Origin of the sequence: Granulicella sp. 5B5 (assembly GCF_014083945.1) — a bacterium.
In the GTDB taxonomy this organism is placed as follows: Bacteria; Acidobacteriota; Terriglobia; order Terriglobales; family Acidobacteriaceae; genus Granulicella.
Window position 1 is genome coordinate 458519 of the sequence record NZ_CP046444.1, and the last position, 17393, is coordinate 475911.

13 protein-coding genes are annotated in these 17393 nt (G+C 61.5%); 10 read left to right on the plus strand and 3 right to left on the minus strand.

Features of this window, described 5'->3' with window-relative positions; genetic code table 11:
• Positions 1-52 precede the first annotated feature (52 nt).
• Positions 53-2683 (minus strand): sugar-binding domain-containing protein, encoded by a 2631-nt coding sequence (locus GOB94_RS01985; protein WP_182277270.1) that lies wholly within the window; start codon positions 2681-2683, stop codon positions 53-55.
• A 217-nt stretch (positions 2684-2900) separates the two neighbouring features.
• On the opposite strand from GOB94_RS01985, the gene GOB94_RS01990 reads away from it, so the two are divergent.
• The 5 genes from GOB94_RS01990 to GOB94_RS02010 all read left to right on the plus strand — a co-directional run bounded on the left by GOB94_RS01990 (position 2901) and on the right by GOB94_RS02010 (position 8560).
• On the plus strand, positions 2901-5000 hold the full coding sequence (locus GOB94_RS01990) for a polysaccharide lyase family protein (protein ID WP_255484162.1): 2100 nt from the start codon (positions 2901-2903) through the stop codon (positions 4998-5000).
• Between the two features lie 85 nt (positions 5001-5085).
• On the plus strand, positions 5086-5616 hold the full coding sequence (locus tag GOB94_RS01995; RefSeq protein ID WP_255484163.1) for a sigma-70 family RNA polymerase sigma factor: 531 nt from the start codon (positions 5086-5088) through the stop codon (positions 5614-5616).
• Entirely contained in the window at positions 5613-6353 is a 741-nt protein-coding gene (locus GOB94_RS02000) for a hypothetical protein (RefSeq protein WP_182277272.1), read from the plus strand. Before GOB94_RS01995 ends, GOB94_RS02000 begins: the two co-directional genes overlap by 4 nt.
• A gap of 23 nt (positions 6354-6376) precedes the next feature.
• Complete coding sequence (locus tag GOB94_RS02005) at positions 6377-7174, plus strand: hypothetical protein (RefSeq protein WP_182277273.1); 798 nt, start codon at positions 6377-6379, stop codon at positions 7172-7174.
• Between the two features lie 180 nt (positions 7175-7354).
• The gene (locus tag GOB94_RS02010) at positions 7355-8560 is read left to right on the plus strand and encodes a cysteine desulfurase family protein (RefSeq protein WP_182277274.1); all 1206 of its coding nucleotides are present in this window, start codon (positions 7355-7357) and stop codon (positions 8558-8560) included.
• A 70-nt stretch (positions 8561-8630) separates the two neighbouring features.
• Here the strand turns inward: GOB94_RS02010 and GOB94_RS02015 are convergent, their stop codons facing one another.
• Positions 8631-10511, minus strand: coding sequence for an APC family permease (locus GOB94_RS02015; protein WP_182277275.1), 1881 nt, complete (start codon positions 10509-10511; stop codon positions 8631-8633).
• Positions 10512-10781: 270 nt separating this feature from the next.
• Here GOB94_RS02015 and GOB94_RS17030 point away from each other — a divergent pair, with 270 nt between their 5' ends.
• The 5 genes from GOB94_RS17030 to GOB94_RS02040 all read left to right on the plus strand — a co-directional run bounded on the left by GOB94_RS17030 (position 10782) and on the right by GOB94_RS02040 (position 14808).
• On the plus strand, positions 10782-10994 hold the full coding sequence (locus tag GOB94_RS17030) for a DNA adenine methylase (RefSeq protein WP_182278371.1): 213 nt from the start codon (positions 10782-10784) through the stop codon (positions 10992-10994).
• A gap of 8 nt (positions 10995-11002) precedes the next feature.
• Positions 11003-12274 (plus strand): DNA adenine methylase, encoded by a 1272-nt coding sequence (locus tag GOB94_RS02025; protein ID WP_182277276.1) that lies wholly within the window; start codon positions 11003-11005, stop codon positions 12272-12274.
• Positions 12274-12978, plus strand: a complete 705-nt coding sequence (locus GOB94_RS02030) for an EcoRI family type II restriction endonuclease (protein WP_220464974.1) — start codon at positions 12274-12276, stop codon at positions 12976-12978. Before GOB94_RS02025 ends, GOB94_RS02030 begins: the two co-directional genes overlap by 1 nt.
• Positions 12979-13007: 29 nt before the next feature.
• Positions 13008-13565, plus strand: a complete 558-nt coding sequence (locus GOB94_RS02035; RefSeq protein WP_182277278.1) for a redoxin domain-containing protein — start codon at positions 13008-13010, stop codon at positions 13563-13565.
• 232 nt (positions 13566-13797) lie between these two features.
• Positions 13798-14808: a hypothetical protein gene (locus tag GOB94_RS02040; protein WP_182277279.1), complete on the plus strand. Its 1011-nt coding sequence runs from the start codon at positions 13798-13800 to the stop codon at positions 14806-14808.
• A gap of 76 nt (positions 14809-14884) precedes the next feature.
• Here the strand turns inward: GOB94_RS02040 and GOB94_RS02045 are convergent, their stop codons facing one another.
• Positions 14885-17389: a serine/threonine-protein kinase gene (locus GOB94_RS02045; RefSeq protein ID WP_182277280.1), complete on the minus strand. Its 2505-nt coding sequence runs from the start codon at positions 17387-17389 to the stop codon at positions 14885-14887.
• Between the last annotated feature and the right edge of the window lie 4 nt (positions 17390-17393).

Below are 17393 nucleotides of genomic sequence, written 5' to 3' on the forward strand. Positions count from 1 at the left end.
GGTTATAGTGGTCATACCCATGCGCCGATCAGCCTACCAGAGCTGGCAAACATTAAATGGGCAGACGCTGCGGCATCGCAGTCGAGAGCCCCTTACTGAACGCCACTTCCTTCGACGTCACACTCACCGTCGCGGACTGCAGTCCCTTGCGGCTCGCGGTCACCGTAATCACTCCCGGCGTAATGCCCGAACGCACCGCCACACGGTTGATGCCAAGCTCTGTATTCAGATACAGGTTGTTCGTCGAGTCCACCTTGCCGCTGTTGTAGCCGCCGCGCCACGTCGCCGGGCCGGTGCAAGTAAAGTCGACACGCGCATCGTCGGTCGGCACGCGCTCGCCCTTCGCATCCACGACTTCGACGTCAATCAGCAGCACATCGGCGCCATCTGCCTGCAGGCCCTTCGGTCCAACTATCGGCGTCAGCCTGATCTTCGCCGCGGCTCCAACCGTCGTCAGCGTCTGCTCCGCAACAATCTTGCCGTGCGAGGTGCCGATAGCCTTCAGCGTACCCGGAGCAAACGCCACGTTCGCAAAAGAGTAGATGTAGCCACTCTCCGGCGTCTTGCTGACGCCAAGCGACTTGCCGTTCAACAGCAGCTCCACCTGGTCCACATGGTTCGCGATCACGTATATCGTCTTCACCGTCGGCTTGCCGTCCGGCTGCATCAACGGATAGCTCCAGTGACCCAGCACATGCAGGTCTGGCGTCTCGCTCTGCATCACACGGTGCGCGTAGTAGATCTGCTTCGGCAGCCGCACCGCGTCCACCTTGCCGCTCACGCGCGCTACTTCGCTTGAGTCCTGCCGCCCATCCGCGTCCTCATCCGTAAAGTAGATCGACGCATACCCCGACCACTTCGAGTGCGCCGGATCGGTGTTCGAGATGCGATTCTCCCAGTACTCCCAGTAGCGCTTCACACCCGCCAGCGCAAAGTTCTCCGAGTCGTACTGATACGTGTCATCCGGGCCTTTCTTGAAGCCATAGTACGGCGGCGAGTACGGGTCCCAGAACCGCCGCGCGCCCTCATCGCGAAAGTCCTCCGTCTCGATCAGCGGAGCGCGATCACGCCGTGCCGCGCTGTAGCCGCGAAAGATCGCATCCTCACCCTGCAGAGCATCGGTGCGCGGGTCCTGCCCGATCATCACGCCGTAATACTCCGCCACCGGTGTGATCGCTGTGTTCGCAGGGTCATCGCCATTGCCGCGCACCCCGATCACGCGCCCACCTTCCGGGTCCCACTGCTTACGCAGCTCCACCATCTGCTGCATGTGCTCCACTGTCACAACCGTGTTGCCCGCCTCCCAGAACAGGATGCTCGGGTTGTTGCGGTAGTAGATCATCGAGATGCGCATCACCTCCACGCGCTGGTCCCACTGCCGCCCTGTCGCGTCGCGTTCCTTGTCGCCCGCAGGACATACCTGAACGATCCCCCATCGCGCCATCGTGTCCGCATCCACCTTCTGCGGCGACACGTGCATCCACCGGATGTAGTTCCCATGGCACTCACGAATCATCCGCGCCGTGAAGTCGTGCATCCAGTCCGGATACGCCTGTCCCAGGCCGGCCCACTCATCCGAAGAGCGCTGCGCAAAGCCCTTCAGGTACACAAACTCGTCGTTGATGTGCACGCCGCCAGTGCCGACGCCACCCTTGAACTCCGCCTTGCGAAAGCCCGTCGTCGTCCGCTCACAGTCCACAACCTTCCCGTCGACTTTCAGGATCGTATAGACCTCATACAGATGCGGATCGTTGACGCTCCACCAGCGCGCGCCCTTCAGGCCACCCGCCGCCTGGATCGTCGTCTTCTCCCCTGCGACCATGTCCACCGGATCGCCATCGAACTGCGCCGCGACCTCGCCATCCTTATCGACGATCACCACAGTCAGTCCCACCGTTGCGCGGTCCTTTAGCCCGTTGCGCACCTGCGACTCCACAGTGATGTCCGCCGTCTTCTTCGCAATCGCAAAGTTGTCTACGTGGATATAGATGCCCTCCGTCTGCAGGCCGTAGTACAGCGGCAGCGTCTGGTGCACCGGGCCCATCACATGCAGCCACACGTGGCGATTGATGCCACCAAAGTCAGGATTGAAGTCGTTCGCATTCCACTCAAACGCGGTGTCGGTCGCGCGCTCGTGGTAGGTCGTGCGGTTGTCCACCTTCACGGCCAGAACGTTCTCCGCGCCGATCATCGCCGCGTCCGTGATGTCCAAGCCATACGCGGTAATGCCGTTCTCATAGAGGCCAATCGCTTTGCCGTTCAGGTAGATGTCGCCTGCCTGCCGCATGCCTTCAAACTCCAGGTAGATGCGCTTGCCGCTCATCTCCTGCGGCAGCACAAAGTGCTTGCGATACCATCCGATGCCCTTGTACGTCCCCCGGTCGCCGCCCCCGTGAGAGATGATCGTGCGGAATGAGTCCACATCGTTCCACGTGTGCGGCGTGCTCACCGTCGTCCACTTCGCGTCATCGAAGGCCACCGCCTCCGCGCCGTCTACATCCTCACGGATGAACTTCCAGTCGATGTTGAAGTTCAGCATCTCGCGCGGCGATACCGGTGGCACATACTTCGCAGACTCGCCTGCGGCAAACACCGGATATCCAGACCGCAGCACCACCGGCAGTCCCAGCGCAGCCACAGCCGCACTCCCCATAAACCTGCGACGCGTCAGACTCTCAGCCATCTCACTCCCTCAACCTGTCGATTGCCGCTCTTGTACACACCTCGAACTAACGGCCAAACCATCATAACAGAAATAATTCCATTAGGTAGTTTCCATGTTGTACACTGCTCCCGCCCGGCAGAGCCTCGCCTCCGCCGCTACGAACCTTCTGTGCTCGCACGCTGGCCAGATCACCACTTCCCTCACGCAGCTTCACCTTATTTGCCAAGGACCCGCGATGCCCCTGTACCGTCTGCTCACGTTCCGCCTAGCCTTTGCCCTCGTCGTTACGGCCTTTACCGCCGCTGCGCAGCAGAGCGCTCCGCCCGTCACCGTCACCGACAACGGTACCAGCTACATCCTCGCCAACGGCTACCTCACGGCCACCATCAGCAAGACCACCGGCGACATGACCTCTCTGAAGGTCAACGGTCTTGAGACGCAGGGTTACGTCTCGGGCCACCATGCGGGATATTGGGAGCAGAATCCGTCCGGCGCGGCGCGCATGGAGGCCAGGCTCACCATCGACCCCGCCACCAACAATGGCGAGCGCGGTGAGGTCTCCATCAAAGGCTGGTCCGAGGGCAAGAACCTCAACGGCGACCGCCGCATCGGCGGCCCGGACGTCGCCTCCGGCCCCTACAAGCCAGGCCCCGGCGAGGCTCCCACCGTTCGCCCGAAGGGTGAGACTCTGCCCCCTGGCGTGCGCCCGAATCGCGGCACCTTCGTCCCGCGCCGCCCCGGAGCAGACCGCGGACCCGGACTGCTCGTCGATATGGAGATCCGCTACGCCCTTGAGCGCGGCGGCCACGGCATCTACACCTACGCCATCTTCACCCACGAGCCCACCTACGGCGCCACGCAGATCGGCGAGTCTCGCTACGGCATGAAGCTCAACGCTGGCGTCTTCGACTGGCTCTCCGTCGATGCGCAACGCAACATGCAGATGCCCACGGGCCACGACTGGGACCTCGGGACCGATCTCAACATGAAGGAAGCGCGCCGCCTCACCACCGGCGTCAAAAAAGGCATCGCCGAGCACAAGTACGACTACTGCGCCGACCAGTTCGACACGCCCACCTTCGGCTGGTCCAGCACCACCAAACACGTCGGCATCTACTTCATCAATCCGTCCATGGAGTACCTCTCCAGCGGCCCGAAGCATCTCGAACTCACCGGCCATCTCGATGACGGCGACGGCGGTGACCCCACGCTGCTTGACTACTGGCGCGGCACCCACTACGGCGGCAGCATCCTTCCCATCGCCGCAGGCGAGGACTGGACGAAAGTCGTCGGCCCCATCATGATCTACGTCCCCACCGGCCCTACGCCCGACGCGATGTTCAGTGAGGCGAAGAAGCAAGCCATCATCGAAGCGAAAAAGTGGCCCTACACCTGGGTAAAAGGCGTCGACTACACGCCCGCTGCCGAGCGTTCCACCGTCACCGGCCAGCTACTGCTGCGCGACCCCGAGCTACACCACGCCAACCTCCCCAACCTCGAAGTCGGCCTCGCCTACCCCGACCAGCAGCCCTCTGACGCGCCGCCGGCAGAAGGCCGCCGCGCGCCCGAGGTAATGACCTGGCAGAACGACGCCAAGCACTACGAGTTCTGGGTGCGCGGCACAACCGACGGCCACTTCTCCATCCCCAACGTCCGCCCCGGCACCTATGAGCTACACGCCATCGCCGACGGCGTGCTCGGCGAGTACGCCAAGGCCGACGTCACCGTCACCGCGGGCCAGAAGCTCGACCTCGGCAAGCTCACCTGGACGCCCGTACGCTACGGCCGCCAGCTCTGGCAGATCGGCATTCCCAACCGCTCCGCCTCCGAGTTCCTGCAGGGCAACGACCACTGGCACTGGGGCGAGTACATCCGCTATGCCAAGCTCTTCCCCAACGACGTGAACTACACCATCGGCAAGAGCAACTTCCGCAAGGATTGGTTCATCTACCAGGTGCCGCACGACGAGGACCCCAACGACACTACCGGCCGTGGCCATGGCCGCGCCACCCCATGGACGGTCCACTTCACGCTGCCCTCCGCGCCAAAGCCCGGTGAACACGGCGTGCTGCGACTCGCGCTCGCCGGTGTCAGCACGCGCACCATCGCGGTCAGCGTCAACGGCAAGGACGCGGGCGAGGTCACCGGCCTGATCTACAACGCCGTCATCAACCGCGACGGCGTGCAGGGCTCATGGGTGGAAAAAGACCTCGACTTCGACGCCTCCATGCTGCACACTGGCGCGAACACGCTCACGCTCACCGTCCCCGCAGGAGGCATCATGAACGGCATCGCCTACGACGTCGTAAGGCTGGAGCTGGCACCGGCAAAATAACCCCTGCAAAAATAATCCGAGCGAATCCCCCGCGCGCCCGTCTGTCTCTGTAGAAGGCCTTATGACAGCGTGCGAGGGATTCAGCTTGGCTTTGCCGTCCATGCAGGAGGTGCGATCGGAGACCGATCTCGCCGTTCTGGTGGAGACCTACTCGGCACTCCTCTTCCGCGTCGCGCACTCCATCCTCCGCTCCCGCGCCGAAGCCGAGGATGTGGTGCAGGACACCTTCGTCCGAGTCATCGAACATCGCAATAAGCTTACGGACATCCGAGACATGCGTGTCTGGCTCGTACGCATCGCCTGGAACCTCGCGCTCGACCGCAAGCGTCGCATCAAGCCCGATCAGTTCGACGAGGGCTTCGCGGAGTCGCTCGCCGCGCGCACTGTCGCCGCCGACCATGCTCTCGCTGAAGCACACGAGATGCAGGCCGCACTGCGCGAGATCGACCGTCTACCCAGCGCCGAGCGCGCCGTGCTGCTGCTCTCCGCCATGGACGAGTTGCAGACCGCGCAGATCGCCGAAGTCCTCAACAAGAGTGAATCCGCCATCCGGGCCCTGCTCTTCCGCGCCAGAACCCGTCTCCGCCAACGCCTACAGAAAGGACATCGTGCATGAACTCCACCGACCAACGTATCGACCAGCTTCTGCACGCCCTTGCCACAACCGCAGCTCCCATCGGCCTCGAACAGCGCATCTCTGCGCGCATGGCCCAGCACGCCGCAGAAGACGCCGAGCATGACGCATCACTCTTCCCACGCATCCTCAGCGCAAAGCTCGCCAACACCTCAGTCTCCACACAGCGTCGCTATGCCATCGCCGCCGCACTGCTTCTGGTGGCCGCCGGGTATCTGGCGATCTCCCGCCATCGCTCGCAGCAGGAGATCGTAGCCGTTCCTCCCGCGCGCACCACCACGCCCTCACTCTCTGGTTCTGCGCCAATGCCGGTCGTGTTGACGTCATCTACCACCACAAAGGCGTCACGTCTGCACCAGCCTCTTGCGCCTGCTCCACAGCCTTCGCCAGCGACACAGAACGACCCCGATGCCATCGCGCTGGCTGAAACCCTCGCGCCCAGCCATCCCGCGCCGCCGTTGCCACTCACCACGCAGGAGGCCCTGCTGGCGCGCTCCACACGCCTCGGCCAGCCGATCGAGGTGGCCGAACTGGAGACCCGCCGCGAGACAGCGCTGACAGCAATCGCTTCAGCACGTGAGCGCTCCAGCCTTCGCCAGTACATTCGAGGCCTCCTCGGCCCGCTCGCCACCGCGCAGGCCCTCACCCCCTCTTCGCCGCCGTCCGATCCACAGCCACCCACACAGCCTGCGGACGCCGAACCCCCTTCATCCAAATAACCCCAACAAACACGGAGCCACGCATGACCCCCATACGCCTCACGCTAGGCAGCTTCTGCCTGCTCGCTCTTATCCCACTCGGCCTCACCGCCCATGCGCAATCCACGGATGCACCCGACTGCAGCAAGCTGCCCACCCACACGGAGGAGGCTGACTGCACACACGCCCACTCCGAAACCAAGACGATCTACTTGGAGAACGTGACCACCCCTCTGGAGGCCAATGAAATTCTCGTGGCAACCCGCAACATGTTTGACCCAGCGCTCAAGATCTATCTCATCGCGAGCCGGAACGCAGTCTCGCTCAGCAGTTATCCCGCCGAGATAGCACGCGTCGAAGCCTTCATCCACCGGCTCGATCAGCCGCGCAAGACCTATCGCCTCACTTACACCGTCGCCACCATGGACGACGGCAAGAACATCGGCACGCAGCACTTCTCCTTCGTCGCCGTCGACGGTCAGCGCGCCACGATGAAGGAAGGTGACAAGGTCCCCGTCGTTACCGGCTCCTACTCCACCGGCGCCGCCGTCAGCGACCCCGGCGCCGCGCAAACCCAGTTCACCTATCTCGATGTCGGCATGAACTTCGACGCAACCGTCAGCTCGCTCGCCAACGGCGTCAGCCTGCAGTCCAAGGTCGAGCAGTCCAGCATCGGCCCCACCAACACCATCGCCGGCGTGGCCGAGCCCGTCGTGCGCCAGAGCGTGGTGCAGGTCTCCTCCGTCGTTCCGCTCGGCAAGCCTCTCATGCTCGGCTCCATCGACATCCCCAACAGCACCCGCCGTCTCGACGTCGACGTCATGGTCGAGCAGCTCAAGTAACCGCACTCCCCTCCCCGGGCTTACACTCCATCCATGACGACAGCACAACCGTCGCCATGGATGGGGTTGCTTTCCTCCGCGACCTCTGCGGCTCTTCCTCTGCGCCCTCTGCGTTAAAGCTTTTGCCTCTGTTGCTGCACAGCCTTCTCCGTAGCACACCGTACCTTCTACAATCGAAGCATGCAGCGCATCTACCTCGACGCAAACGCGACCACCCCCGTCCTACCCGCGGTCGTCGAGGCCATGCTGCCATATTTCACCGAATGCTCCGGCAACCCCAGCTCGGCACACCTTGCAGGCCAGCGCACGCGCGCCGCCGTCGAGCGCGCGCGGGCAGCCGTAGCCTCTCTACTACACTGCGCGGCCAAAGAGATCGTCTTCACCTCCGGAGGCACGGAGAGCGACAACCTTGCTCTGACCGGCATCCTGCAACCCTTCCTCGATCACAACGAACCCGCGCACCTCATCACCACGCAGATCGAGCACCACGCTGTCCTTTACGCCGCTGAAGCCCTGGAGAAGCGCGGCATCCGCGTCACTTACCTTGCACCGAACCGCGGCGGCCTCATCGAACCCGCAGCCCTCGAAGCCGCACTAACGCCCGAGACAAAGCTTATCTCCGTCATGCTCGCCAACAACGAGACCGGTGTCATTCAGCCTGTCGGCAAGCTCGCACGCATCGCCAAGGCCTATAACCCAGCCATCCTCGTGCATACCGACGCTGTCCAAGCCGCGGGCAAGCTCCCACTCGACACCGCAGGTGAATTCAAGAACATCGATCTACTCTCCATCTCCGGCCACAAGATGTACGCCCCCCAGGGCACCGGAGCGCTCTTCATCCGCAGTGGTGTACACCTGATGCCGCTGCAGTATGGCGGCCCACAGGAGCGCCAGCGCCGCGCCGGCACCGAGAACGTCCCCGGCATCGTCGCCCTCGGCCGCGCCGCCGAACTCGCGCAGGAGTTCTTACACCAAGCACTCGAGCCTCACAGTTCACAGCCCACAGCTCACAGCTCGAACATCGCTTCGCTCTCCGGCCTCCGCGACAGCCTGGAGCAAGGTCTTCTCGCCGCAATCCCCGGCACTCACATCAACGGCAGCACCGCCCACCGCGCTCCCAACACCACCAACATCCGCTTCGAAGGCATCGACGCCGAATCCCTCCTCATCGCACTCGACATGCAGGGCATCGCCGCCAGCTTCGGCGCGGCCTGCCAGTCCGGCGCCACCGAGCCCTCGCACGTCCTGCTCGCCATGGGCCTCACCCCCGCCGAAGCCCGCAGCAGCCTGCGCCTCTCCCTCTCGCGCCACACCACCGCCGAAGAGATCGACCGCGCCCTCCAGATCATCCCCGCCGCAGTAGCCCGCCTCCGCAAGCTCGCCTAAACGCAGCAACGCCGCCCATTCCAGGCGGCGCGCTTTCTACTCCCTATTCCCCGCTCCCTACTCCCTGTTCCTACAGATACCAGGGAATATTCACCACCACCAGCCGCTGATTGCCCTTCAGCAGCAGCAGCAGCTTCAGCAGTTGAACGCGCTGATTGTGCAGCAGGTTCTCCCACCAGTGGCGCACCACCAGCTCCGGCAGCAGCACGGCGATCTTCCGCCCGGGGTTCTCGTCCTCCAGCTTCAGCACGTAGTCCATTAGCGGAGACAGGATCGTGCGATAGCTGCTCTTCACCGTCACCAGCTCCGGCTCCGGCATCGAGCTCTCGCGGATCGGCTTCAGCACCATCTCCTCCCACACCGAGCTCAGCATGTCGGCATCGTCCGAGTCCACATGCACCACCTTCACCACCGGGCTCATCAGTAGTCCAAAGCGCATCGCCTTCTCAGTGATCTTGTCCCACCGCGCCATCGGGATGATCACAATCGGCGGCTCCAGCCCGGTCAACCGCAGCGGGGTCGGGTCGGAGGTCTCGTTCTTCACCCGTATGTAGTGGTGCTTCACCGCCAGCATGCACGCAATCAGGAACGGCACCAGCAGCACCGTCACCCACGCACCGTACATGAACTTCGTCACCAGGATGATCAGCAGCGCCACGCCTGTGGCCACCGCGCCCAGCCCGTTGACGAACATCTTCAGGTGCCGGTGGGGCGCATCCGGCGTCTTGTGCCAGTGCACCACCATACCGCTCTGGCTCAACGTAAACGCCAGGAACGCGCCGATCGCATACAGCGGAATCAGGCGGTCGGTCACGCCCTCAAACAGGATCAGGATCAACGCCGTAAACCCGGTCAGCGCGTAGATGCCGTGCGAGAACAGCAGGCGCCGTCCACGCAGCAGGAACACATGGGGCAGATAGTCCTTGCCCGCAATCGCGCGTGCCATGCGCGGAAAATCCGCAAACGCCGTGTTCACGCTGAAGCTCAACGCCGCCAGCACCGCGCCCATGGTGCCGTAGTAGAACCACCCGCGCCCGAACACCGCCGCCACTTCAATCGACAGCACACTCTGGTAGTTGGTCGCGTCCGGATCCATCGCCGTCACGCCATACGCCCGCGCCACATAGCTCAACCCGAACAGCAGAATGATCAACATCCCGATAATGACCGTCAGCGTGCGATTGGCGTTGCGGCTGCGTGGCTCCTTGAACGCCTGTACACCGTTCGACACAGCCTCCACGCCCGTCATCGCGGCGCAACCGTTCGAGAATGCCTTCATCAGCAGCCACGTCATCAGTAGCGGCGTGAATTTCTGGATCTGCGAGAAGTCCGGCGGTGGCGGCGCGGTCACCGCCAGCGGGTGTCCGCCCGACATCAGCGAGTGGAACACGCCCACTGCAATGGTCGCCAGCAGCGTGCCTACAAACAGAAACGTCGGCAGCATAAACACCGCGCCTGTCTCCTTAACGCCACGCATATTGATGGTCGCGATCACCACCAGGATGACCAGGCACAGCACTAGCTGGTAGTGGTGCAGTTCCGGGATCGCGCTCACCAAAGCCGTGACGCCTGCCGAAAGCCCCACCGCCGCGGTCAGGATATAGTCGATCATCAGCGCCGCGGCTGCCAGCAGGCCCGCACCATCGCCCAGGTTCTCGCTTGCCACCGTGAACGACCCGCCACCGTTCGGGTACGCTTCGATCGTCTGCCTGTAGCTCAGGTACAGGATCGTCAGCAGTGTCAGGATGAACCCAAAGATCGGCAGCAGGTAGTGCTGCACCCCCCACAGCCCCAGCGGAATCAACAACACCATCGCAGCTTCCGGGCCGTATGCCGCGCTCGTCAACCCATCCAGACCGAAGATGGGGATACCGGCGGCTACGCCGATATGCTCGGCATGTGCCTCGTGCGACGCCAGGGGCCTTCCAAACAGCACATCAAAAAACTTCATATCCCTACTGAATCCTTACTGGCGTGGGGAGTGCGCCGATAGGTATCCTACGACAAAACTGTCAAATCCCCGCATTGAAAACTCATGTTTTCCTAACAGCGGCTTTACAACTTTTTAACGTCTAAATACTCGTAACCCGCTCCCAATCATCGACTTCCACCAGACTCCTCACCCCACAAACGCAGCAATCCGTGCCCGCATTGTGGATATTGCCAGCCCTAGCCCTATGCAGCCTGTCCTTTTCTCGGTCGCGCCCTCGCCGCCGCCGGCATCGTTCCCGCAAAATCCACCTTTCTCGACGCCTTCTCCGGCAGCACCGTCGTCTCTCGCTACGCCAAGCAGTTGGGCTTCGCCGTCACCGCCAACGACTGGGAGCCCTATGCCGAGGCCCTCGCGCAGTGCTTCCTTGAGTTGAGACAACGACCTTTTCGGAACGTTTTCCTATTGGCCTCTGCGCTACCATCTATCCAGAAGTCGGTGTGAACTAAAGCATGCGATATACCTCAAGCAGCCATTCTGCGAAATACACCGGAGATTTCGTCTTCAGTCAATTGATCCCATACATTGGGAACAAGCGGAAGCTTCTGAGCCTCATTGGCCTGGCCCTGGAGTCTTCAGGCTTAGATCCGGTCAATAGCACATTTCTCGACGCGTTTTCAGGTAGCACTGTCGTTTCTCGCTATGCAAAGCAACTTGGCTTTGCCGTCACAGCCAACGACTGGGAACCTTATGCTGAAGCTCTGGCAAAATGCTTCGTAGAGTTGAATGAAGCCCCTACCTATTTCAACTCTCGTTCCTATAGAGACGTCCTTGCCGAACTTAATTCGTTAGCGGGAATTGAGGGATGGATAACTACACATCTGTGTCCTTCCGACGATGAAAAATACGATATACAGCGGGACCGCATGTTTTACATGCGTAAGAATGGCATGAGGCTCGACGCCATTTGTGAGCGTATACGTGAATGGGAACTGACTGGCGCGCTGAATCCGCTACAGCTAGCAGCCATCCTTGGTCCGCTTCTTTATCAAGCCTGCTGGCTCAGTAATACTTCTGGTGTTTTTAAAGGCTTCCACAACGGATGGGGTGGACAAACGGGCACAGCTCTTTATCGAATCAAAGCTGACCTCGAACTTGAACCTGCTATTTTCTTCAATAATGGCAGGGTAAACGCTACATCTCGTCTTGACGCATCGGAACTGGCTGCTCATTCTCAAGAGAAGCCGCCATTTGATATGGCCTATCTTGACCCTCCTTATAATCAGCATCCATATGGCTCGAACTATCACGTATTAAATACCGTTACGCTTTGGGATAAGCCCAAGCTGTCTCCGAAGATCACGGGCCACGGAGACAAGTCTGCTATTCGACATGATTGGCGAACGGAGCGGCGTAGCGCATACAACTACCAATCGAAGGCACCTTCGGAATATCGAAAGCTAGTTTCGACCCTGAACGCGCATTTCATTTGTACAAGTTATAGCACTGACGGTTTCATACCCCTAAGAGAAATGATCGAAGCCAATAGAGATCGCGGTGAAACCAAAGCATTTCTACAAGGCTACAAGCGGTATCGAGTCAGTTCGCAACGTTTCTCTGAAAAGCCAATGAACATTGAATTTGTTCTACTCACGGATACGACGCGAAGTGCAACTCGCTCTACTGACTCTTATGTGAACGAGATACTCGAGGCTGAACACACAGTAATTTCCGCCCACGCCGAAACTTCGGCGCCACCAACCGAGCAAGGAGTGCTTTTCTAATGGCTGGCAGGCTTCATCTCCGCAGAGTTCGAACCAATACCGTGATCAACACGACGTCAAAGAAACAGGAAGAAGCACTTATTAGAGCTCTTCATCGCGTAGAGGCGGAGATCAGGGCTAAGTTTTCAGTGAACCTAGACTGGAAACAAGATTGGAAGTTGATTGACATCGTGACCGACCTTACCGCCATGTTTCCAGATGTTGACTTCAATCGTCCCCTCGGAACAAGCACAATGAAACCTGATGGAGGCATTCTCTCTCTCATCGGCAAAAATGCTAAGACTTACCCCATACTCATTACCGAACGAAAGAACCAAGGCACAAATGATCTCCGCAAGGCGGAAGGCAAGGAAAAGCAAGCGAAAGGAAATGCAGTCGAGAGGCTCGGCAAGAATGTCATTGGTCTCAAAACGGCCATGCTAGGTGCTGGCATTTTCCCATTTGTTTGTTTTGGTGATGGGTGCGATTTCGCCGATGCTTCATCCATCCTGGACAGGGTAGTCACCATTGCGATGTTTGGAAATCTTCGTAAAGTTTACATGATGCCGCAGGGTGGAAATGGGGAGTTCTTACGCGGTAGCTTCTACTTCCGCGAGGATCAGTGGACTGAAGATGAGATGTATCCGGTCATGCTGGAAGTAGCTACGCGCTCAGTTCATCACTACATAGCAAAGTTCGGTGAAGACGCATTTCTGATCTCGTAACGGCTTCCCGCCTTCGCTACACTGTCTTCATGGCCACTCTCTACGACATCCCCCTGACCACCCTCTCCGGCACCTCCACAACTCTGGCCGACTACACCGGCAAGGCGCTGCTCATCGTCAACGTCGCCAGCAAGTGCGGGCTCACCCCGCAGTACACCGCGCTCGAAGAGCTCTACCAGCAGTACAAGGACAAGGGCCTCGTCGTCCTCGGCTTCCCCGCCAACGACTTCGCCGGTCAGGAGCCCGGCTCCGACCAGGAGATCGCTAAGTTCTGCTCCACCGAGTACCCCGTCACCTTCCCACTCTTCAGCAAGATCTCCGTCGTCGGCCCGCAGCAGCACCCGCTTTACCACCTGCTCACCACCCAAAGCCCCGAGGTCATCGTTCACGGCCCCTGGCGTGAAGGCCTCGAGAAGTACGCGGCAGCCAATGGCTTCCCGCCGCCGAACCCCTCGCCCGAGATCCTCTGGAACTTCGAAAAGTTTCTCATCGGCCGCGACGGCTCCATCCTCGCCCGCTTCGCGCCGGACATGCCCCCCAACGATCCCCGCATCACCTCTGCCGTCGAGCTCGCGATCGCACCCTAGCCGTAAATCAATCGGATGCCCGTAACCCCAGCCGCTGCAATACCCATTTAAGTTGATTCATTCCATCCGCAACTCCCAACGAGCGCCCAGGGTTAATCACACTGTTAACCCTGCGGATGCGCTCGCCCTGTGAGACAACCAATCGCTCCCCGTGGAGTCCTATTCTTAGGCTAGAAGAGTTCCGCCTGCTCAAACCAAGGGCCCGAACGCTCACTTTGGGAGATCGATCGCCATGAAGACCAAGACCCTGCTTCCTCTGCTGGCCGCCACGGCGCTGCTGCTGCCTGCCACGCACCTCTTCGCGCAGGACACCACCACCCAGCCCGCCGACCAGACGACCGGCGTCTCGCATCCCGAAAAGCTCGACGACTCCATCGTCTCCACCGACGATCCGGCAACGCAGCAGCATTACCAGAAGCCCTCGCCCGCCGTGCCCGTCACGCCGCCCGCTGCAACCGCCGACGACCACTACGTCCCGCCCAGCGCCGACGCCAGCTACAACAACACAGCGGCAGCTCCCATCCAGACGCAGACACCCACCCTGCACCCCCGCAGCTATGCGACGACAGCCACCAACGCCGCCTTCGACCCCAACAATCCTGACAGCGGCGTCGTCACCAGCGTGCCTCTCGGCCCCAACGATCTCCCCGTCGGCACCCGCATGGTTGCGCAGCTCAATAACACCATCTCGACCAGGCTCACCTCCGCCGGCACTCCCTTTGCCGCCGAGCTCACCCAGCCCGTCATGCGCGACGGCCGCGTCATGCTGCCCGTCGGCACGGTCATCAACGGCCGCGTCAGCCAGATCCACGGTGGCCGCAGGATCACCGGCGCCTCCGCCATCCGCCTCACGCCAGACTCGATCATTCTGCCCAACCGCGCCGCCTACCCCCTCAATGCCGAAGTCGTCGACCTCGACCACTTCAACAACTCGCGTGTCAACGATGAAGGCGTCATCACCAACAACAAGGACAACCGCGTCGCCGCCGGGGCCACAGCACTCACCACCACCAGCGGCCTCGTCGCGGGAGCCATGATCGCCGGCCCAGTCGGCGCAGGCGTTGGCGCGGGCGTCGGAGCAGGCCTCGGAGCCTACTGGTGGCTCCGCGAAGACCACCAGCAAACCCTGCCCACCGGCACCGAGATCGTCTTCAGCCTCGACGACATCCTCACCGTAGCCCCGCAGGCCGTCAACACCAACACCACCTACGTGGCACCCCCACCCGTCGCCACCAGCTACTAGCCCACTCCTCACAAACGCCAAAGACCCTCGACACCACCGAGGGTCTTTCCCTATTCCCTATTCCCTATTCCCTGCCTCACCCAACCACCTGCGCCAGCAGCCGCTTCCAGTTCTTCTGGTTGCGCTTGAAGCTCTTTTTCAGGTCATCCAGCGTGCGCTGAAAGTCTGAGTTGTCGTTCATCCCACGCCACGCCGGGTTCTTGCTGAACCACGGATAGTTCTCGTTGCCCAGGTAGATCGCGCGCCGCAGCCAGTGCAGCGCCTCGGCGCTATCGCCCTCCACGGCAAAGTAGGTAGCCAGCCGATACGCCATCTCGCTATCGGCCTCTGCCGCCGCCAGCGTGTCTTCCGTGATGAACTCCGCCGCCCGTTTGCGCTCGCCCAGCTGCACGTAGCACATCGCAATCGTCGGATAGACGATGCGCAACGTGTCATCATCCTTGGTCACCTTCTCCAGCGTCTCGACGGCCTTCGACAGTTGCCCCTCGCGCATCTGCTGATAGCCCTGCGAGATCCGCAACAGCGGCTGCCTCGGCTCCAGCGTCAGGCCCTTCTCGATTTCGTCCGCTGCCAGCTCCAGCTGGTTCTGGTACTGGTACACCCGCGCGCGATGGTTATAGATCATCGCCGCATTGCTCGGATTCAGCCGCAGCGACGTGTTGAACTGGTCCAGCGCCTCTTCATACAGCCCATCGATGCGCAGCGTCAGCCCCGCCACCAGGTGCACATTCCAATCATTCGCAGCCGACTGCAGCAGATGCTCAATGCCATGCCGCGCGCTCTCTTTCTCACCACGGCTCAGCAGCATGTACACCCGGTACAGATTCGCCTCCACCGACCCCGAATCCCGTTCCAGCGCCTTGTCGAAAGCCCTGCGCGCCTCCAGCACATGCATCTGCCCGCCCAGCCCATGCCGCGCATATTGCAGGTGCGTAATCCCCAGCCCCGACCACCCCGGCGCATACCCAGGATCGCGCGTCACCACACCATCGAACAACTCCCGCGCTCGATCCAGTTCGTCCCGGTTCCCCGTGCGCGACATGAACGACGACAGCAGCGCCCGCGCCTCCAGGTACTCCTCCGACACATCATCGTCCAGCGACGACACACTCGTCGGTCCCGCGGCCTTCAGCAGCCCGCCCTGCAGCCCTCCGTGCAGCTCCGCAAACACCTCGTCGCAGATCTCCGTCTGCACCGCGATCAAATCGAATGACTGCACGCTGATCGACCCGCCCGTGCGCACGCTCTGCCCATTCACATCCAGCAGCTGCCAGCTCAGGTCAAAGCCCTTCTCCGACCGCAGAAAACTTCCCGCCAGCACAAAATCCACCATCAGCTTGCGCCCCAGGCTCAGCGGATCAAGCTGCGCCGTCGGCACGTTCATCAGCGCGCTCGTCGGCCTTACCAGCAGCGACGGCACCTTCGCCAGCCGCGCCGCCAGCGCGTCCGCCAGCGCATACCCATAAAAGTGCGTGGCATCGGCTCCATTCAGCCCAGCCCCCAGGTTCACAAACGGCAGCACCACGATGTTCGGGCCCTTGCGCTGCGTCGGCGGCGTGCTGTCGCGGAACCGCTCCGCCAGCATCGAGAGGATGCCCGTCGTCCGCTTCTCCTCCTCCGGAGTCTCCATGTCCAGTCGCTGCTGCTGGCTCATATTGATCGCGCCCTCGCCCGGCATAACCGCCGAGTCCAGCTGCATCGACTTCACAATCGTCCGCAGCCCTTCACGCAGCTCCGCCGCCGACCCATACCGCTCCGACGGCTGCTTCGCCAGGCAGCGCAGGATCACGCTCTCCAGCTCCACCGCCAGCCCCGGCACAATCTCCCGCAAACTCGGCGGCTCCGCATACTGGATCGCCCGTATGCTCTGGATCTCCTGCGCATCCGGCCGATGGAAGGGGTGCCGTCCGCTTACCATCTCGTACAAAATCACGCCCACCGCGAAGATATCGCTCTGCACGCTCGACTGCCCGGTCACAAACTGCTCCGGAGCCATATAAGCAATCGTGCCGCCCCGAGCCGTATACGTTGCCCCCACCAGCGCCGGTGTAACCGGCTGCTCCGTCAGCGACGGGTCAAAATTCGCATTGTCCCGCTTCAGTTTCCGTGCCAGGCCAAAGTCCAATATCTTGATCAGCCCGCCATCGGTCAGCATCACATTCGCGGGCTTCAGGTCGCGATGGAAGATCCCCATATTGTGCGCGGCCGCCAGACCATCGGCGATCTGCATCCCGCTCGACAGCACCAGCTGCGCGTTCGCCGGCCCCTCGGCGATCACCTTGTCCAGGCTCTTGCCCGGAATGTACTGCATCACGATGTAGGCTTCCCACTCGCCTCCATCCACCTCCGTCTCGCCTACCTCATAGATAGCGCAGACGTTGGGGTGGTCGATCGCCGAGGCCAGCCGCGCCTCCCGTAGCTGCGTCGCCCGCACCTGCTCAGGAGTCTGCGAGCCGCGCTTCAGCAGCTTCAGCACCACCGGCCGCTGCAGTAGCGTATCGTTGGCCAGAAACACCACTCCGCTGCCACCGGAACCGATCTTGCGAAGAAACTCATACTGCTTGATAACGCGCCGAGCCATAACT